Below are 13,669 nucleotides of genomic sequence, written 5' to 3'. Positions count from 1 at the left end.
CGGCCACCCCTGGCCGGGAGCCGAACGGCAGGCCGGTCGACGACCCCGCCGGCACGGTGGCGGTGGCGGTGCCGCCGGCGGCGGCGGACGACCCGTCCGACGAGCCCGGCAGCCCCGGCGCGCCCTGTGAGCCCTGTGAGCCGTTGTGGACAGGAGCTGTCACCATCAGCCGACCGCGCCTTCCATCTGCAGCTCGATCAGTCGGTTGAGCTCGAGGGCGTACTCCATCGGCAGCTCGCGGGCGATCGGCTCGACGAACCCGCGCACCACCATCGCCATCGCCTCGTCCTCGGACAGCCCGCGGCTCATCAGGTAGAAGAGCTGGTCCTCCCCGACCTTGGAGACGGTGGCCTCGTGCCCGATGGAGGCGTCGTCCTCGCGGACGTCGACGTAGGGGTAGGTGTCCGACCGGCTGACCGTGTCGACCAGCAGGGCGTCGCACTTCACCGTCGCCCGCGAGTTGTGCGCGCCCTCCTGGATCTGCACCAGACCGCGGTAGGAGGTGCGGCCGCCGCCGCGGGCCACCGACTTGGACACGATCGTGGACGACGTCCGCGGCGCCGCGTGCACCATCTTCGCGCCGGCGTCCTGGTGCTGGCCGGCGCCGGCGAAGGCGATCGAGAGCACCTCGCCCTTGGCCTGCTCGCCGAGCAGCCACACCGCCGGGTACTTCATCGTCACCTTGGAGCCGATGTTGCCGTCGATCCACTCCATGGTGCCGCCGGCCTGACAGGCGGCCCGCTTGGTCACCAGGTTGTAGACGTTGTTCGACCAGTTCTGGATGGTCGTGTAGCGGCAGCGGGCGTTCTTCTTCACGACGATCTCCACGACCGCGGAGTGCAGCGAGTCCGAGGAGTAGATCGGCGCGGTGCAGCCCTCGACATAGTGGACGTAGGCACCCTCGTCCACGATGATCAGAGTCCGCTCGAACTGGCCCATGTTCTCGGTGTTGATGCGGAAGTACGCCTGCAGCGGGATCTCCACGTGCACGCCCGGCGGGACGTAGATGAAGGAGCCGCCGGACCACACCGCGGTGTTCAGCGCGGCGAACTTGTTGTCCCCGACCGGGATGACCGAGCCGAAGTACTCCTGGAAGATCTCCGGGTGCTCCCGCAGGCCGGTGTCGGTGTCGAGGAAGATGACGCCCTGCTCCTCAAGATCCTCACGAATCTTGTGGTAGACGACCTCGCTCTCGTACTGCGCCGCCACGCCGGAGACCAGACGCTGCTTCTCGGCTTCGGGGATGCCGAGCTTGTCGTAGGTGTTGCGGATGTCCGCCGGCAGGTCGTCCCAGCTCTCCGCCTGCTTCTCGGTCGAACGGACAAAATACTTGATGTTGTCGAAATCGATCCCGGACAGGTCCGCGCCCCAGGTGGGCATGGGCTTGCGGCCGAACAGCTTCAGACCCTTCAGCCGAAGCTGGGTCATCCACTCCGGCTCGCCCTTCTTGGCCGAGATGTCCAGGACGACCGCTTCGGACAGCCCGCGTTCGGCGGTCGCCGCGTAGGCGTCCGTGTCGGACCAGCCGAACTTGTAGGCACCCAGGCCCTCAAGCCGGCTGTCGATCTCGGTCTCAGGAGTGGTGGTCATATGGCAGGACCCTCCGAGGAGGTGAGAGAGGTGGCGGTGGTGGGAGTGACAGGTGTGGAACCAGGTGTGCTGACGGCCGCCGCGGACGTCGGCGTCCCGACCGGCACGACCGGCACGACCGTGGAGGGTGCCGCGGCGTCGCCGCTCTTCTCGGGCTGCTGGGGTTCCCGGGTCTCCAGCGGAACATGTGTCGTGCACACCCCGTCACCATGCGCGATGGTGGCGAGCCGTTGGACGTGCGAGTCCAGCAGCCGCGACAACGCGGCGGTCTCCGCGCCGCAGAGCTCGGGGAACTGCTCGGCGACATGCTGGACGGGACAGTGGTGCTGGCAGATCTGGACGCCCGTCGGCAGCTGCGAGGTGCTCGCGGTGTAACCGGCGGCGGACATCGCCGCCGCCAGCGCCGCCGGCCGGTCGGCCGGGTCGGCCCGGGCGACCGCGGCCCGTACCTGCCGCTCCAGCTCGGCGGCACGCGCCTCGGCGAACTCCGCGACAACCGCCTGGCCGGCGACGTCCGCGAGAAAGCTCAGCGCGCTGGTGGCCAGGTCCTCGTACGCGGTCGGGCCGGCCGCGTGGCCGGCGGCGGTGAGCTGGTAGACCCGGGCCGGGCGGCCACGGCCGCGCGGGCCGGGGTTACGGGCCGACCGGGTGGTGATCGTGCCTTCCGCGAGCATCGCGTCCAGATGGCGGCGGATCGCCGCCGGCGACAGGCCGAGGCGTGCCGAGAGTGTGACCGCGGTCGAGGGGCCGAGCTCCAGGAGCAGGCGCGCGACACGGTCACGGGTCCGGCCGTCGGCCGCCGTACCGTTGGAGGTGTCGGGCATGCTTTTCACAACACCACTGTGCCTTATTTCCCGCCGTGGGTCTAACCCCCCGGCCCGCCGGTACGACGTGATCTGTCGCGGTACCCGACCATCGTGGCATCTGAGCTGGGCGAAGAGCGTCCGCTTGGAGCGAGCGTCTGATCCGCCACACTCGCCGGCGGCCCCCGGCGCCGGTATAGACGGCGGCATATCGGTACGCGGCGATACCACACGGAGACCACCCGCATCCGGCTGTCATCGTGTGAACCGGCCATCTCACAGACCAACTCCTGACAGGCTGTGGCCGGAGGCGGAACGCGCCTCCGGTCCGACGCGACCCGGACGGAGACCGTGACCGAGGCCGACCACAGCGCTCCTGAGCCCGACGCTGACCCGGCCGGCATCTCCGGAACCATCCCGGACGCCGCCAACACCAGCCGTACCGACACCGACAGCGGCGAAGCCGATGCAGGCGGTATCGGTACAGGCGGGACAGCCGGCACGGGCGCGACCGGCACGGCCGGTGCCGGCACCGGTAGAGCCAGAGTGGGTACGGCCGGCACCAGCGCCAGCAGGGCCAGCGCCGGTAAAGCCAGCGCCGGCACCGGTAGAGCCAGAGTGGGTACGGCCGGCACCAGGGCCAGCGCCGGCACCAGTGCCGGCAGGGCCAGCGGTGCCGACACGAGCCCGCGGCGCGACGACTACGCGGCGGAGCTGGGGCGCCGGCTGCGAGCCGCCCGCCACCGGCGCGGCATGTCCCTCGTCGACGTCCAGGAACGTACGAACGGGCGCTGGACCGCCGGCACCCTGGGCGCCTACGAGCGGGGGCGCCGCTCCCTGCGGGTGCACCGCCTGATGGAGCTCGCCGAGCTCTACGACGTGGCCGCGGTCGTGCTCATCCCCTCCCAGACGGACCGCTCCGAGCTGGCCGGCCTGCCGCCGCTGGCCATCGACCTGCACCGGCTGCGCAAACTGCCACCGACCCGGACCGGCCCGCTGCGGCGCTGGATCGCGATCGTGCAGGTACTGCGCTCGGAGAGCTCCCGGGACGTGCTACGCCTGCGCCGCACGGACCTGCTCTCGCTGGCACGGCTCTACAGCACGACACCGCCGCTGCTCTACGAGCGGCTGCGCGCGTGGGGCGCGCTCGTCGAGCCGGGGGCCGGGCAGCGGCCTGCCCCGCCGCGCGGGCGGCGCGGCCAGGCCCGTTCCTGACCTCGTCCCTGACACCGACCGTTCCCGGCCCCCGACAGCGCTCCCGGCCCCCGGTACCGCTCCCGGTTCCCGACGCTGTTCCCGCGCCCTTCCCAGAGCCGCTCCCCGCGCTGTTCACCGCTCTCCCCCGCTCTCCCCCACTCTCCCGCACCTTCGGGCTCGCTCTCGGCCTTCCCGGCTCCCGGCCGTTCCCGGCCACCGATGGCTGCCCGGTGGGCGCCGCGGGCGGGCCGCCGGTGTGTTCTGACCGTATCCGGGCGGGTTCCGGTCGCACCTACGACGGCAAAGGTCCGTAGGATCGCGTGTGTGGCGGACGACCTGGCACTCGAGGTTTCCAGCCTGGTCAAGACATACTGGCCACGCTCGGACCGAGCCATACATGCTGTCAACGATCTATCGCTGACCGTTGTGGCGGGGTCGGTCACGGCGCTGCTCGGCCCGAACGGCGCCGGCAAGACAACCACGATCGAGATCTGCGAGGGGTTCCGCCGCCCGGACGCCGGCCACGTGCGGGTACTCGGCCTCGACCCCGCCCGTGACGGGCCCGCGCTGCACCCACGGGTGGGGGTCATGCTCCAGTCCGGCGGGGTGTACCCGGGCGCCCGCGCCGGTGAGATGCTCGCTCTGCTCGCCGCGCACCACCGTGACCCGCTGGACGTCACCGCCCTGCTCGAGCGCGTCGGCATCGCCGAGATGGCCGGGGTGCCCTACCGCCGCCTCTCCGGCGGCCAGCAGCAGCGCCTGTCCCTGGCGATGGCCCTCGTCGGCCGTCCGGAGCTGGTCTTCCTCGACGAGCCCACCGCCGGCATGGACGTGCAGGCCCGCCGGGCCACCTGGGAGCTGATCGAACAGCTGCGGATGGCCGGGGTCACCGTGGTGCTGACCACCCACGCCATGGACGAGGCGGAGCAGCTCGCCGACCACGTCGTCATCGTCGACCACGGCAAGGTCCTCGCGGCGGGCTCCCCGGCCGAGCTGACCAGCGGCGGCGCCAAGGGGGAGCTGCGGTTCCGGGCGCTGGCCGGCCTCGACATCGACCGGCTGGAGCTGGCCCTGCCCAGCGGCACCGTCGCCAGGGAGGGACCGCCCGGGCGCTATGTCATACAGGGGAAGGTCGACCCGCAGATGCTCGCCGCGGTGACCGCCTGGTGCGCGGGCAACGGCGTCATGGCCGAGGACCTCCAGGTCGAACAGCGCAGTCTTGAGGACGTGTTCGTGGAACTCACCGGTTCGGCGTTGCGGGCATGACCGACACGGAGGTGCCGACCGGCGGCCGGAGCGGGAAGCCGGCCAAGCCGGCCGCCGCCGGCCCCCGCTCCGCCGTGGGCACGCGAGCGCCGCTGGACCTGCGTCCCTCACCGGGGGCGGCGAGCCGGTGGGACATGCTGCGCGCGCAGACGCTGATCGAGCTGAAGCTGACGCTGCGGCGCGGGGAGTCGGTGCTGCTCACCCTGGTCATCCCGGTCGGCCTGCTGCTGTTCTTCAGCGCGGTGGACGTGCTTCCCACCGACGGCGCCCGCTCGGTGGACTTCCTCGTCCCGGGCATCCTGGCGCTCGCGGTCATGTCGACGGCGTTCACCGGGCAGGCGATCGCGACCGGTTTCGAGCGCTCCTACGGCGTGCTGCGGCGGTTCGGCGCGAGCCCGTTGCCGCGCTCGGTCCTGCTGGCGGGCAAGACGCTGGCCGTGGTCGCCGTGGAGATCATCCAGGTCGCGGTGCTGGTCGCCGTCGGGTTCGCCCTCGGCTGGCACCCGCATGGCCGGCCGTGGTGGGTGGCGCTGCTCCTGCTGGTGGCCACCGTCGCGTTCTGCGGCCTGGGGCTGCTGATGGCGGGCATCCTGCGGGCGGAGGCGACGCTGGCCGCGGCCAACGGCGTCTACCTGCTGCTGTTGCTCGTCGGCGGGGTGATCGTCCCGCTGTCCGAGCTGCCGGGCTGGCTGGAGGCGGTGGGCCGGGCGCTGCCCACCGCGGCCGCCTCCGACGGCCTGCGGGCCGTCCTGCGGGACGGCGCCGGCCTGCCCGTCGGCGATCTGGTCGTGCTGTGCGCCTGGGCGGCCGGCTCCCTGGCGCTGGCGGCCCGCACCTTCAGATGGGAATGACCTTCACGATGGGAATGACCTTCACATGGGAGTAGGGGCGCCGGTGGGAGCAAGGATGCCGGGCCCGGACTTCTACAGACGGTAGTATCCACGGGGATGAACATGCGGCAGCCACTACGACTACCCACGGTGAGTCCGGTGGTCTTCCAGCGGCTCACCCGCGTCAGCGTCGTGCTGCTCGCGCTGATCGTGGTCACCGGTGGCGCGGTCCGGCTCACCGGCTCCGGGCTCGGCTGCCCCACCTGGCCCAGATGCGGCGAGGACTCGTTCGTCACGCAGTCGGAGTACTCCGTGCACGGCTGGATCGAGTTCGGCAACCGGCTGCTGACCACCGCCGTCGGGGCGGTGATGCTGCTGCTGCCGCTGGTGTCGCTGCGGCTGCGCGAGCGCCGCAGCGACCTCGTCCTGCTCGCGTTCGGGCTGTGGCTGGGCTTCCTCGGCCAGGTGGTGCTCGGCGGCCTGACCGTCCTGTTCAAGCTGCATCCCGCGCTGGTGGCGGGGCACTTCCTGCTGTCCATGCTGCTGCTGCTCGACGTCGTGGCGCTCGACCGCCGGGCCCGCTGTGGCCCCGGCCCGGCCCGGCCGGCGGGCGGGCGCGAGCTGCGCTGGCTGGCCCGGCTGCTGGTGGGTGTCGCCGGGGCGGTGCTCGTCCTCGGCACGGTGGTCACCGGCACCGGGCCGCACAGCGGGGACTCCACCGAGGCGAAACGGTTCGGGTTCGACATCACCAATGTCGCGCAGCTGCACGCGGACGCCGCGATGCTCCTGGTCGGGCTGGTCATCGCGACGGTCCTCGCGGTGCGTGCCGGCGGCGGGCCGCGGGAGGCGGTCCGCGCGAGCAACGCGCTCGCCGCCATCGCGGCCGCCCAGGCCGGCGTCGGGTTCGTCCAGTACTTCACCGGCATCCCGGTCGCGCTGGTGGAGCTGCACATAGCCGGGGCCACCGCGCTGTGGATCGCCGCCCTGCACATCTGGCTGGCCATGGTCAACCGACCGGCGCCGGTCGACCTGCCTGCATCCCCGCCCGCCCCCCGGCGGTCACCGCCGACCGGCCACCCCACCATCGCCGGCCCCAGCACCGCCGGCCCCAGCATCGCCGACGCCGCTGGCACCGCCGAGCAGCACCGGTCGAAAGCCCCGCTGTAACCCCGCTCCAGCCGCCCGCGCCCGTACCCGCGCGCCTGCGCCTGTAGGTGGTTCCCGTCACGATGGGGATGGTTTTCACCTACGGCAGCGGATGCCGTAGGTGAAAACCATCATCAGAACAACGGAAACCACCTACGGTTGCCTGCCTCCCGCTCACCTGTAGGTGGTCCCAGCGACGGTTCCCACCTGGACGACCACGAAGTTCCCCGGGCAGCGGTTCCGTTGTGGGCTCCGTCAGGCGGGATCCGTCCGCCCGAGCTCAGCGGGTCGGGTCAGCGGACAGCGGGTAGACGGCTTTCGGCTACGGGTGCCACAGGGCGGCCAGGGCCACCGCGGCGAACAGGAGCGTCAGGTAGGTGATGGACAGGTGGAACAGCCGCATGGGGCGGATCTGCCCGCCACGGCGGACGGAGCGGACCAGCCGGTGCGCCTCGACCAGGAACCAGCCGCCGAGCAGCGCGGCCACGACCAGGTAGGGCCATCCCGTGTCCGCGACCGGGACGAGCAGCAGGGACGTGGCGACCATCACGTACGAATAGCCGAGTATGCGCCTGGCGACCACCTCCGGTGACGCCACGACCGGCAGCATCGGGATCCCGGCGGCGGCGTAGTCGTCCCGGTACTTGATGGCCAGCGCCCAGAAGTGCGGCGGGGTCCAGAAGAAGACGACCGCGAAGAGCAGCACGGCGGGCCAGCCGACCGTACCGGTCACCGCGGACCAGCCGATGAGCACCGGGAAGCAGCCGGCCGCGCCACCGATGACGATGTTGGACGGGCTGCGGCGCTTGAGCCCGAGGGTGTAGACGAAGACATAGAACGCGATCGCCGCGTCGGCGAGCAGTGCCGAGGGCCAGTTGACCGCGAAACCGAACAGCAGGGTCGCGGCGACACCCAGCAGGACACCGAAGCGCAGCGCCTCGGCGGGTGTGACGTTCGCCCGCACCAGCGGCCGGGCGCGGGTACGCGCCATCACCTGGTCGATGTCGCGGTCGATGTAGCAGTTGAACGTGTTGGCGCTGCCCGCCGCGAACGTCCCGCCGACCAGGGTCGCGAGTATCAGCCACGGCGAGGGCAGGCCGCGCTCGGCCAGCAGCATGACTGGGATGGTCGTGATCAGGAGCTGTTCGATGATCCGCGGCTTGGTCAGGGCGAGGTAGGAACGCGCGAGCGCCCCGACCGGGCGGCGGGTCCTCATCGGCCCGGTCGGCCCGGTCGGGCCGTCCGGCCCGCCGCGCTCCCCGGAGGCCGGCGGCGCGGGCGTGGTCGGCTTCGGCAGGCTGGCTACCGGCGTGGACGCGGCCAGGGCGGACAGGACGACCTCGCGATCGGCGGGCGACACAGGCCACCCGCCCGGACTCGGGCCCCGGGGCGCCGGGGCTTCGCGGCGTGGTTCTACGACGTGTCGGAGTCTAACCGCCGGACGCCGCGCCAGGCGCGCGACCCGTCCAGAAGAAGATCCGTGGCCCTGGCCGGCACCCTGAGCGGCACCGTCGGCCCGGCCTGCGCAGACAGGGATGTCCCGGCGGCTTCCCCGCGGCATGGCCGTCGGCGTCGGCAGCGCTGCCGACGCTCCCGAAGCCACCAGCCCGGCTCCCGTGCCCCCGGGCCCGGTGACCGGGAAAGCGCGTCGGGCGGGCCGGAGGGCAGTGTTCCCGGCAGGTTCCCGGTTCCCGACACGTTCCCGGCAGGTTCCCGGCACGTCCCCGGCACGTCCCTGGCAGGTTCCTGGCAGGTTCCCGGCAGGTTCCCGGCCGGTCGTCCCCGGGCTTCTCGAGCTGTCCGGGCGCGGGGGTGAGGGGAGGAACGCGAGAGGGTAGGCCCATCCGTACCGGCAGATACGGCGTGGCCCGGCCCGTCCGTACCGGCAGCGGGGGACGGTCCGCCCCTACCGGTACTGGCGGCATGTACCGGCGGCATTTGGTGGGCCTGCCCCCACCGCCACGGTCCGGCGCTGACCGCCAGGGCGCGCCGACCACAATGGACACGACGACGGGCATGACAGACGACGGACATGACAACCGTAGGCGCCGAACCGTCCATCAGCACGCCAGCGCTCCCCGGAGAGGACGTCCACCACAATGACCGACCCCCTGGCCCTGCTGTCCGCCGCCGACGTGGCGGTCTGGCTCGACGACATCAGCCGGGACCGGCTGCGGACCGGCAGCCTCGCCGAGCTGGTGCGTACCCGCAGCGTCGTCGGCGTCACCAGCAACCCGACCATCTTCCAGAAGGCGATCAGCAGCGGATCGGCCTACGACGAGCAGCTGCGCGACCTGGCCGTCCGCGGCGTGGACATCGGCGAGGCCGTCCGCGCGATCACGACCGCGGACGTCCGCGCCGCCTGTGACGTGCTGCGTCCCGCCTACGAGGCCAGCGGCGGGGTGGACGGCCGGGTGTCGATCGAGGTCGACCCGCGGCTCGCCCACGACACCGAGCGCACCGTGGCCGAGGCCCGCGCGCTGTGGTGGCTGGTCGACCGGCCGAACCTGTTCATCAAGATCCCGGCCACCCTCGCCGGCCTGCCGGCGATCACCGCCACGCTCGCCGCGGGTATCAGCGTCAACGTCACGCTGATCTTCGGGCTCGACCGCTACGACGCGGTGATGGACGCGTTCATCGCCGGCATCGAGCAGGCCGCGGCGGCCGGTCTGGAGCTGCCCGGCATCACCTCGGTCGCGTCGTTCTTCGTCAGCCGGGTCGACACCGAGGTGGACCGCCGGCTGGAGAAGATCGGCACCGCCGAGGCAAAGGCCCTGCGCGGTAAGGCCGCGGTCGCCAACGCGCGGCTGGCCTACCAGCGTTACGAGCGGGCGTTCGCCACCGGGCGGTGGTCGGCGCTGGCGAAGGCCGGTGCCCGGCCGCAGCGGCCGCTGTGGGCGTCCACGTCCACGAAGGACCCGGCCCTGCCGGATACGATCTACGTGACGGAGCTGATCGCCCCGGGCACGGTCAACACGATGCCGGAGGCAACACTGCACGCGTTCGCCGACCACGGGGTGGTCCGGGGCGACACGATCAGGCCGTACTACGACGACGCCCACGCGGTGCTGGCCGCCCTGGCCGGTCTCGGCATCTCGTTCCCCGACGTCGTCGAGGTGCTCGAACGCGAGGGTGTGGAGAAGTTCGTGGACTCCTGGAACCAGCTGCTGACGGCGGTCGGGGAACAGCTCACGGCCGCCGGCGGCCAGCCGGGAGCGCTCACCGGCTGACAGACCTGACAGACCTGACAGGCCCGACAGACAGGCCCGACAGACAGGCCCGACAGGCCGCTGCCACGAGAAGCCCCACGGACATGACCCAGAGACCCGGACAGGCGGGACCACCAGATGAAGCCAGACGAGGGAACCCCACAACGACGAGGAGGGGAGTTCGGGTGACGCCAACGGTGCGCGCCAACCCGCTGCGCGACCCGCGGGACCGCCGGCTGCCACGCCTGCCCGACCCATGCGCGTTGGTGGTCTTCGGGGTCACCGGCGACCTGGCCCGCAAGAAGCTCATCCCGGCCGTCTACGACCTGGCGAACCGGGGCCTGCTGCCGCCGGGCTTCGTGCTGCTGGGCTTCGCCCGGCGCGACTGGGACGACGGCGGCTTCGCCGAGATCCTCCGGGAGGCCGCGCAGAAGGGCGCCCGGACACCGTTCCGGGAGGACGTCTGGGAGCGCCTGGCCTCGTCGGTGAAGTTCGTCCAGGGGTCGTTCAACGACGACCAGGCCTTCGACACGCTCGCGAAGACCCTGCTCGACCTCGAGCACAGCCACGGCATCCCGGGTAACGCGGCGTTCTACCTGTCCATCCCGCCGTCGGCGTTCCCGGTCGTCCTCAAGCAGATGCAGCGCACCGGGATGGCCTCGAACGAGGCGTCCGGCGGCTGGCGGCGGGTCGTGGTGGAGAAGCCCTTCGGCCACGACCAGGAGTCCGCCAGCGCCCTCAACGAGCTGGTGGACGACGTGTTCACCGCGCCCGACGTGTTCCGTATCGATCACTACCTGGGCAAGGAGACCGTCCAGAACCTGCTGGCGCTGCGGTTCGCCAACACCCTGTTCGAGCCGATCTGGAACTCCCACTTCGTCGACTCCGTCCAGATCACCATGGCCGAGGACGTCGGCATCGGCTCGCGGGCCGGTTTCTACGACGCCACCGGTGCCGCCCGGGACGTGCTGCAGAACCACCTGCTCCAGCTGCTGGCGCTGACCGCCATGGAGGAGCCGGTGAGCTTCAACGCCGAGGCCATCCGGTACGAGAAGCTCAAGATCCTGCGGGCCGTCTCGCTGCCGGACGACCTTGCCGGCTACGCGATCCGGGGCCAGTACGAGCAGGGCTGGCTCGCCGGCCAGCGGGTCCGGGGCTATCTGGAGGAGGACGGCGTCCCGGCGGGCTCGCGCACGGAGACCTTCGCCGCCGTCCGGCTGGGGATCGAGACCCGCCGGTGGGCGGGCGTCCCGTTCTACCTGCGCACCGGCAAGCGGCTGCCGCGCCGGGTGACCGAGATCGCCATCTCGTTCAAGCCGGCCCCGCACCTGCCCTTCGACGCCACCGACACCACCGAGCTCGGCCACAACCAGCTGGTGGTGCGGGTCCAGCCGGACGAGGGCGTGACGCTGAAGTTCGGCTCCAAGGTCCCGGGGTCGGCGATGGAGGTCCGCGACGTCGCCATGGACTTCCTCTTCGGCGAGGCGTTCACCGAGTCGCTGCCCGAGGCGTACGAACGGCTCATCCTTGACGTGCTGCTCGGGGACGCGACATTGTTCCCGAACAACTCCGAGGTGATCGAGTCGTGGCGGGTGATCGACCCCATGGAGGACTTCTGGGCCGGCTCCGTCCCCCATCTCTACCGGTCGGGGACGTGGGGGCCGGCCGCCGCCGACGAGATGCTCGCCCGTGACGGGCGCTGCTGGAGGCGACCGTGACAACCCTGTGGGACACCACCGGCACCGACGTGGTCAGGGCGCTGGCGGCCGAACGGCGCTCCGCCGGCGCGCTCGCCTTCGGCCTGGCCCTGACCCTGGTGGTCGTGGTGGACGAGAAGCACGTCAGCGCCGCCGAGAGCGCGGCGACGACCGCGGCGGCGGCCCACCCGTGCCGGCTGCTCATCATCGTGCGCCGCCAGCTGGACGCCTCCAACTCCCGGCTGGACGCCGAGGTCTCCATCGGCGGGCGGCTCGGCCCCGGTGAGGCCGTGGTCATGCGGATGTACGGCCGGCTCGGCCTGCACGCCGAGTCGGTGGTGCTGCCGCTGCTCGCGCCGGACGCGCCGGTGGTGACCTGGTGGGACGGCGAGCCCCCGGACCGGATCGCCTACGACCCGCTGGGCGTCTTCGCCGACCGCCGGGTCAGTGACGCGGCCGCCGCCCCCGACCCGGTGGCGGCGCTGCGGCGCCGCGCGGCGGACTTCGCGCCCGGCGACACCGACCTGGCCTGGACGCGGCTGACCGGCTGGCGGACGCTGACCGCCGCCGCCTTCGACTCGATCACCGAGCAGCCACGGTCAGTCACCATCGCGGGCAGCCCGGCGGACCCGGGCGTCTGTCTGCTCTCCGGCTGGCTCGCCGACCGCCTGCGGGTGCCGGTCACGGTGTCCGAGGCGGTCTCCCGGGGCGGGCCGGCCGAGATACGCGTCGACTTCGACCACGACGGCACGCTGACGCTGACCCGCCAGGACGCCCACACCGTGCTGCTGCGCCGGCCCGGCCGGCCCGGCCGCGCCCTGCCGCTGCCCGACCGCGGCCTCGGCGACCTGCTGGCCGAGGAGCTGCGCCGGCTCGACAACGACGGGCCCTACGCGGACGCGCTGTCGGCCTGGAGCGGGATAGCGGGCCTGGCCTCCCGGCCGGCGGTCCGCGAACACATCTGGCGCGACCCGATGGCGCCGGAGAGCACCACGGCCAGGTCCGCCCCGGACGCGGCCGAAGCCACGGGCGGCAGCGGTGGCGACGGCGGCGGCGGCGACGGTGGCAGCGGCGACGGTGGCAGCGGTGGCGACGGTGGTGGCGTTACGGACGGCGCCAAGGCGTTCGGCTGATGAGCATGTCACCCGAGGTGATCGTCCATCGCGATCCGGCGCTGCTGGCCGCCGCGGCCGCCGCCCGTCTGATCATCAGCCTGGCGGACGCGCAGGCCAGCCGCGGCAGCGCCTCGGTGGTCCTCACCGGCGGCGGGATCGGGGTGGCCACGCTGCGGGCGGTGCGCGACAGCCCGCTCGTCGAGACGGTCGACTGGGGCCAGGTGGACGTCTGGTGGGGTGACGAGCGTTTCGTGCCCGCGGACTCGGCCGACCGCAACGACCGGCAGGCCCGTCAGGCGCTGCTCGACGCCCTCCCCCTCGATCCGGCCCGGGTCTTCCCGATGGGCAGCGCGGACGCCGATGCCGGCACGGGCACAGCCACGGGCACCGACGCCGCGGAGGCCGCCGCGTCGGCCTACGCCCGCCTGCTCGCCGAGCACGCGCCCACCGGGGCCACCGCGGCCGCGGGCACGGTGGCGGTCCCATCCTTCGACGTGCTGCTGCTCGGGGTCGGGCCGGACGGGCACGTGGCCTCGCTCTTCCCCGGCTCCTCGGCCATCCACGCCCGTACCGCCACCGTCGCGGTGCACCACTCCCCGAAGCCGCCGCCCGCCCGGATCTCACTCACGCTGCCCGCGATCCAGGCGGCGCACGAGGTCTGGCTTCTTGCCGCGGGCGAGGCAAAGGCGGACGCGGTGGCCCGCGCGTTCTCCGGCGCGGCCCCGGCCGACATCCCGGCGGTGGGAGCGCGCGGCCGGCAACGCACGCTGTGGCTGGTGGACCGGGCCGCCGCGGCCAGGCCCGTCAGCGCCGGGG

General features: G+C 72.6%; 11 protein-coding genes. 8 read left to right on the top strand and 3 right to left on the bottom strand.

What is annotated here, in order from left to right; all coding sequences use genetic code 11:
• Positions 1 to 165 precede the first annotated feature (165 nt).
• A complete protein-coding gene (gene sufB / locus NBX02_RS08120) occupies positions 166 to 1,590 on the bottom strand; it encodes a Fe-S cluster assembly protein SufB (protein ID WP_250283290.1) in 1,425 nt (474 codons plus the stop codon).
• Positions 1,587 to 2,414 (bottom strand): helix-turn-helix transcriptional regulator, encoded by an 828-nt coding sequence (locus tag NBX02_RS08115; RefSeq protein ID WP_250283291.1) that lies wholly within the window; start codon positions 2,412 to 2,414, stop codon positions 1,587 to 1,589. The genes sufB and NBX02_RS08115 overlap by 4 nt, the downstream gene beginning before the upstream one ends.
• Positions 2,415 to 3,107: 693 nt before the next feature.
• Between NBX02_RS08115 and NBX02_RS08110 the strand changes: the two genes are divergently transcribed.
• The 4 genes from NBX02_RS08110 to NBX02_RS08095 all read left to right on the top strand — a co-directional run bounded on the left by NBX02_RS08110 (position 3,108) and on the right by NBX02_RS08095 (position 6,853).
• Complete coding sequence (locus NBX02_RS08110; RefSeq protein WP_250283329.1) at positions 3,108 to 3,608, top strand: transcriptional regulator; 501 nt, start codon at positions 3,108 to 3,110, stop codon at positions 3,606 to 3,608.
• 306 nt (positions 3,609 to 3,914) lie between these two features.
• On the top strand, positions 3,915 to 4,856 hold the full coding sequence (locus NBX02_RS08105; protein WP_250283293.1) for an ABC transporter ATP-binding protein: 942 nt from the start codon (positions 3,915 to 3,917) through the stop codon (positions 4,854 to 4,856).
• Complete coding sequence (locus tag NBX02_RS08100) at positions 4,853 to 5,707, top strand: ABC transporter permease (protein WP_250283295.1); 855 nt, start codon at positions 4,853 to 4,855, stop codon at positions 5,705 to 5,707. Before NBX02_RS08105 ends, NBX02_RS08100 begins: the two co-directional genes overlap by 4 nt.
• A gap of 129 nt (positions 5,708 to 5,836) precedes the next feature.
• A complete protein-coding gene (locus NBX02_RS08095) occupies positions 5,837 to 6,853 on the top strand; it encodes a COX15/CtaA family protein (RefSeq protein ID WP_445548317.1) in 1,017 nt (338 codons plus the stop codon).
• Between the two features lie 301 nt (positions 6,854 to 7,154).
• Here the strand turns inward: NBX02_RS08095 and NBX02_RS08090 are convergent, their stop codons facing one another.
• Positions 7,155 to 8,048, bottom strand: a complete 894-nt coding sequence (locus NBX02_RS08090; RefSeq protein ID WP_250283332.1) for a heme o synthase — start codon at positions 8,046 to 8,048, stop codon at positions 7,155 to 7,157.
• A gap of 883 nt (positions 8,049 to 8,931) precedes the next feature.
• Here NBX02_RS08090 and tal point away from each other — a divergent pair.
• The 4 genes from tal to pgl all read left to right on the top strand — a co-directional run.
• Positions 8,932 to 10,062, top strand: a complete 1,131-nt coding sequence (tal, locus tag NBX02_RS08085) for a transaldolase (RefSeq protein ID WP_250283297.1) — start codon at positions 8,932 to 8,934, stop codon at positions 10,060 to 10,062.
• 164 nt (positions 10,063 to 10,226) lie between these two features.
• Entirely contained in the window at positions 10,227 to 11,759 is a 1,533-nt protein-coding gene (gene zwf, locus NBX02_RS08080; protein ID WP_250283299.1) for a glucose-6-phosphate dehydrogenase, read from the top strand.
• Positions 11,756 to 12,871, top strand: coding sequence for a glucose-6-phosphate dehydrogenase assembly protein OpcA (locus tag NBX02_RS08075; protein ID WP_250290696.1), 1,116 nt, complete (start codon positions 11,756 to 11,758; stop codon positions 12,869 to 12,871). Before zwf ends, NBX02_RS08075 begins: the two co-directional genes overlap by 4 nt.
• Positions 12,871 to 13,669: 6-phosphogluconolactonase (gene pgl, locus NBX02_RS08070; protein ID WP_250290693.1), on the top strand; the 799-nt coding region annotated here is incomplete at its 3' end. The genes NBX02_RS08075 and pgl, both read left to right, overlap by 1 nt.

The organism is Protofrankia sp. CiP1_Cm_nod1 (assembly GCF_920888515.1).
Taxonomy (GTDB): Bacteria; Actinomycetota; Actinomycetes; order Frankiales; family Frankiaceae; genus Protofrankia.
Note: the sequence above shows the minus strand (reverse complement) of the source record. Positions and strands in the feature narration are given on the sequence as shown.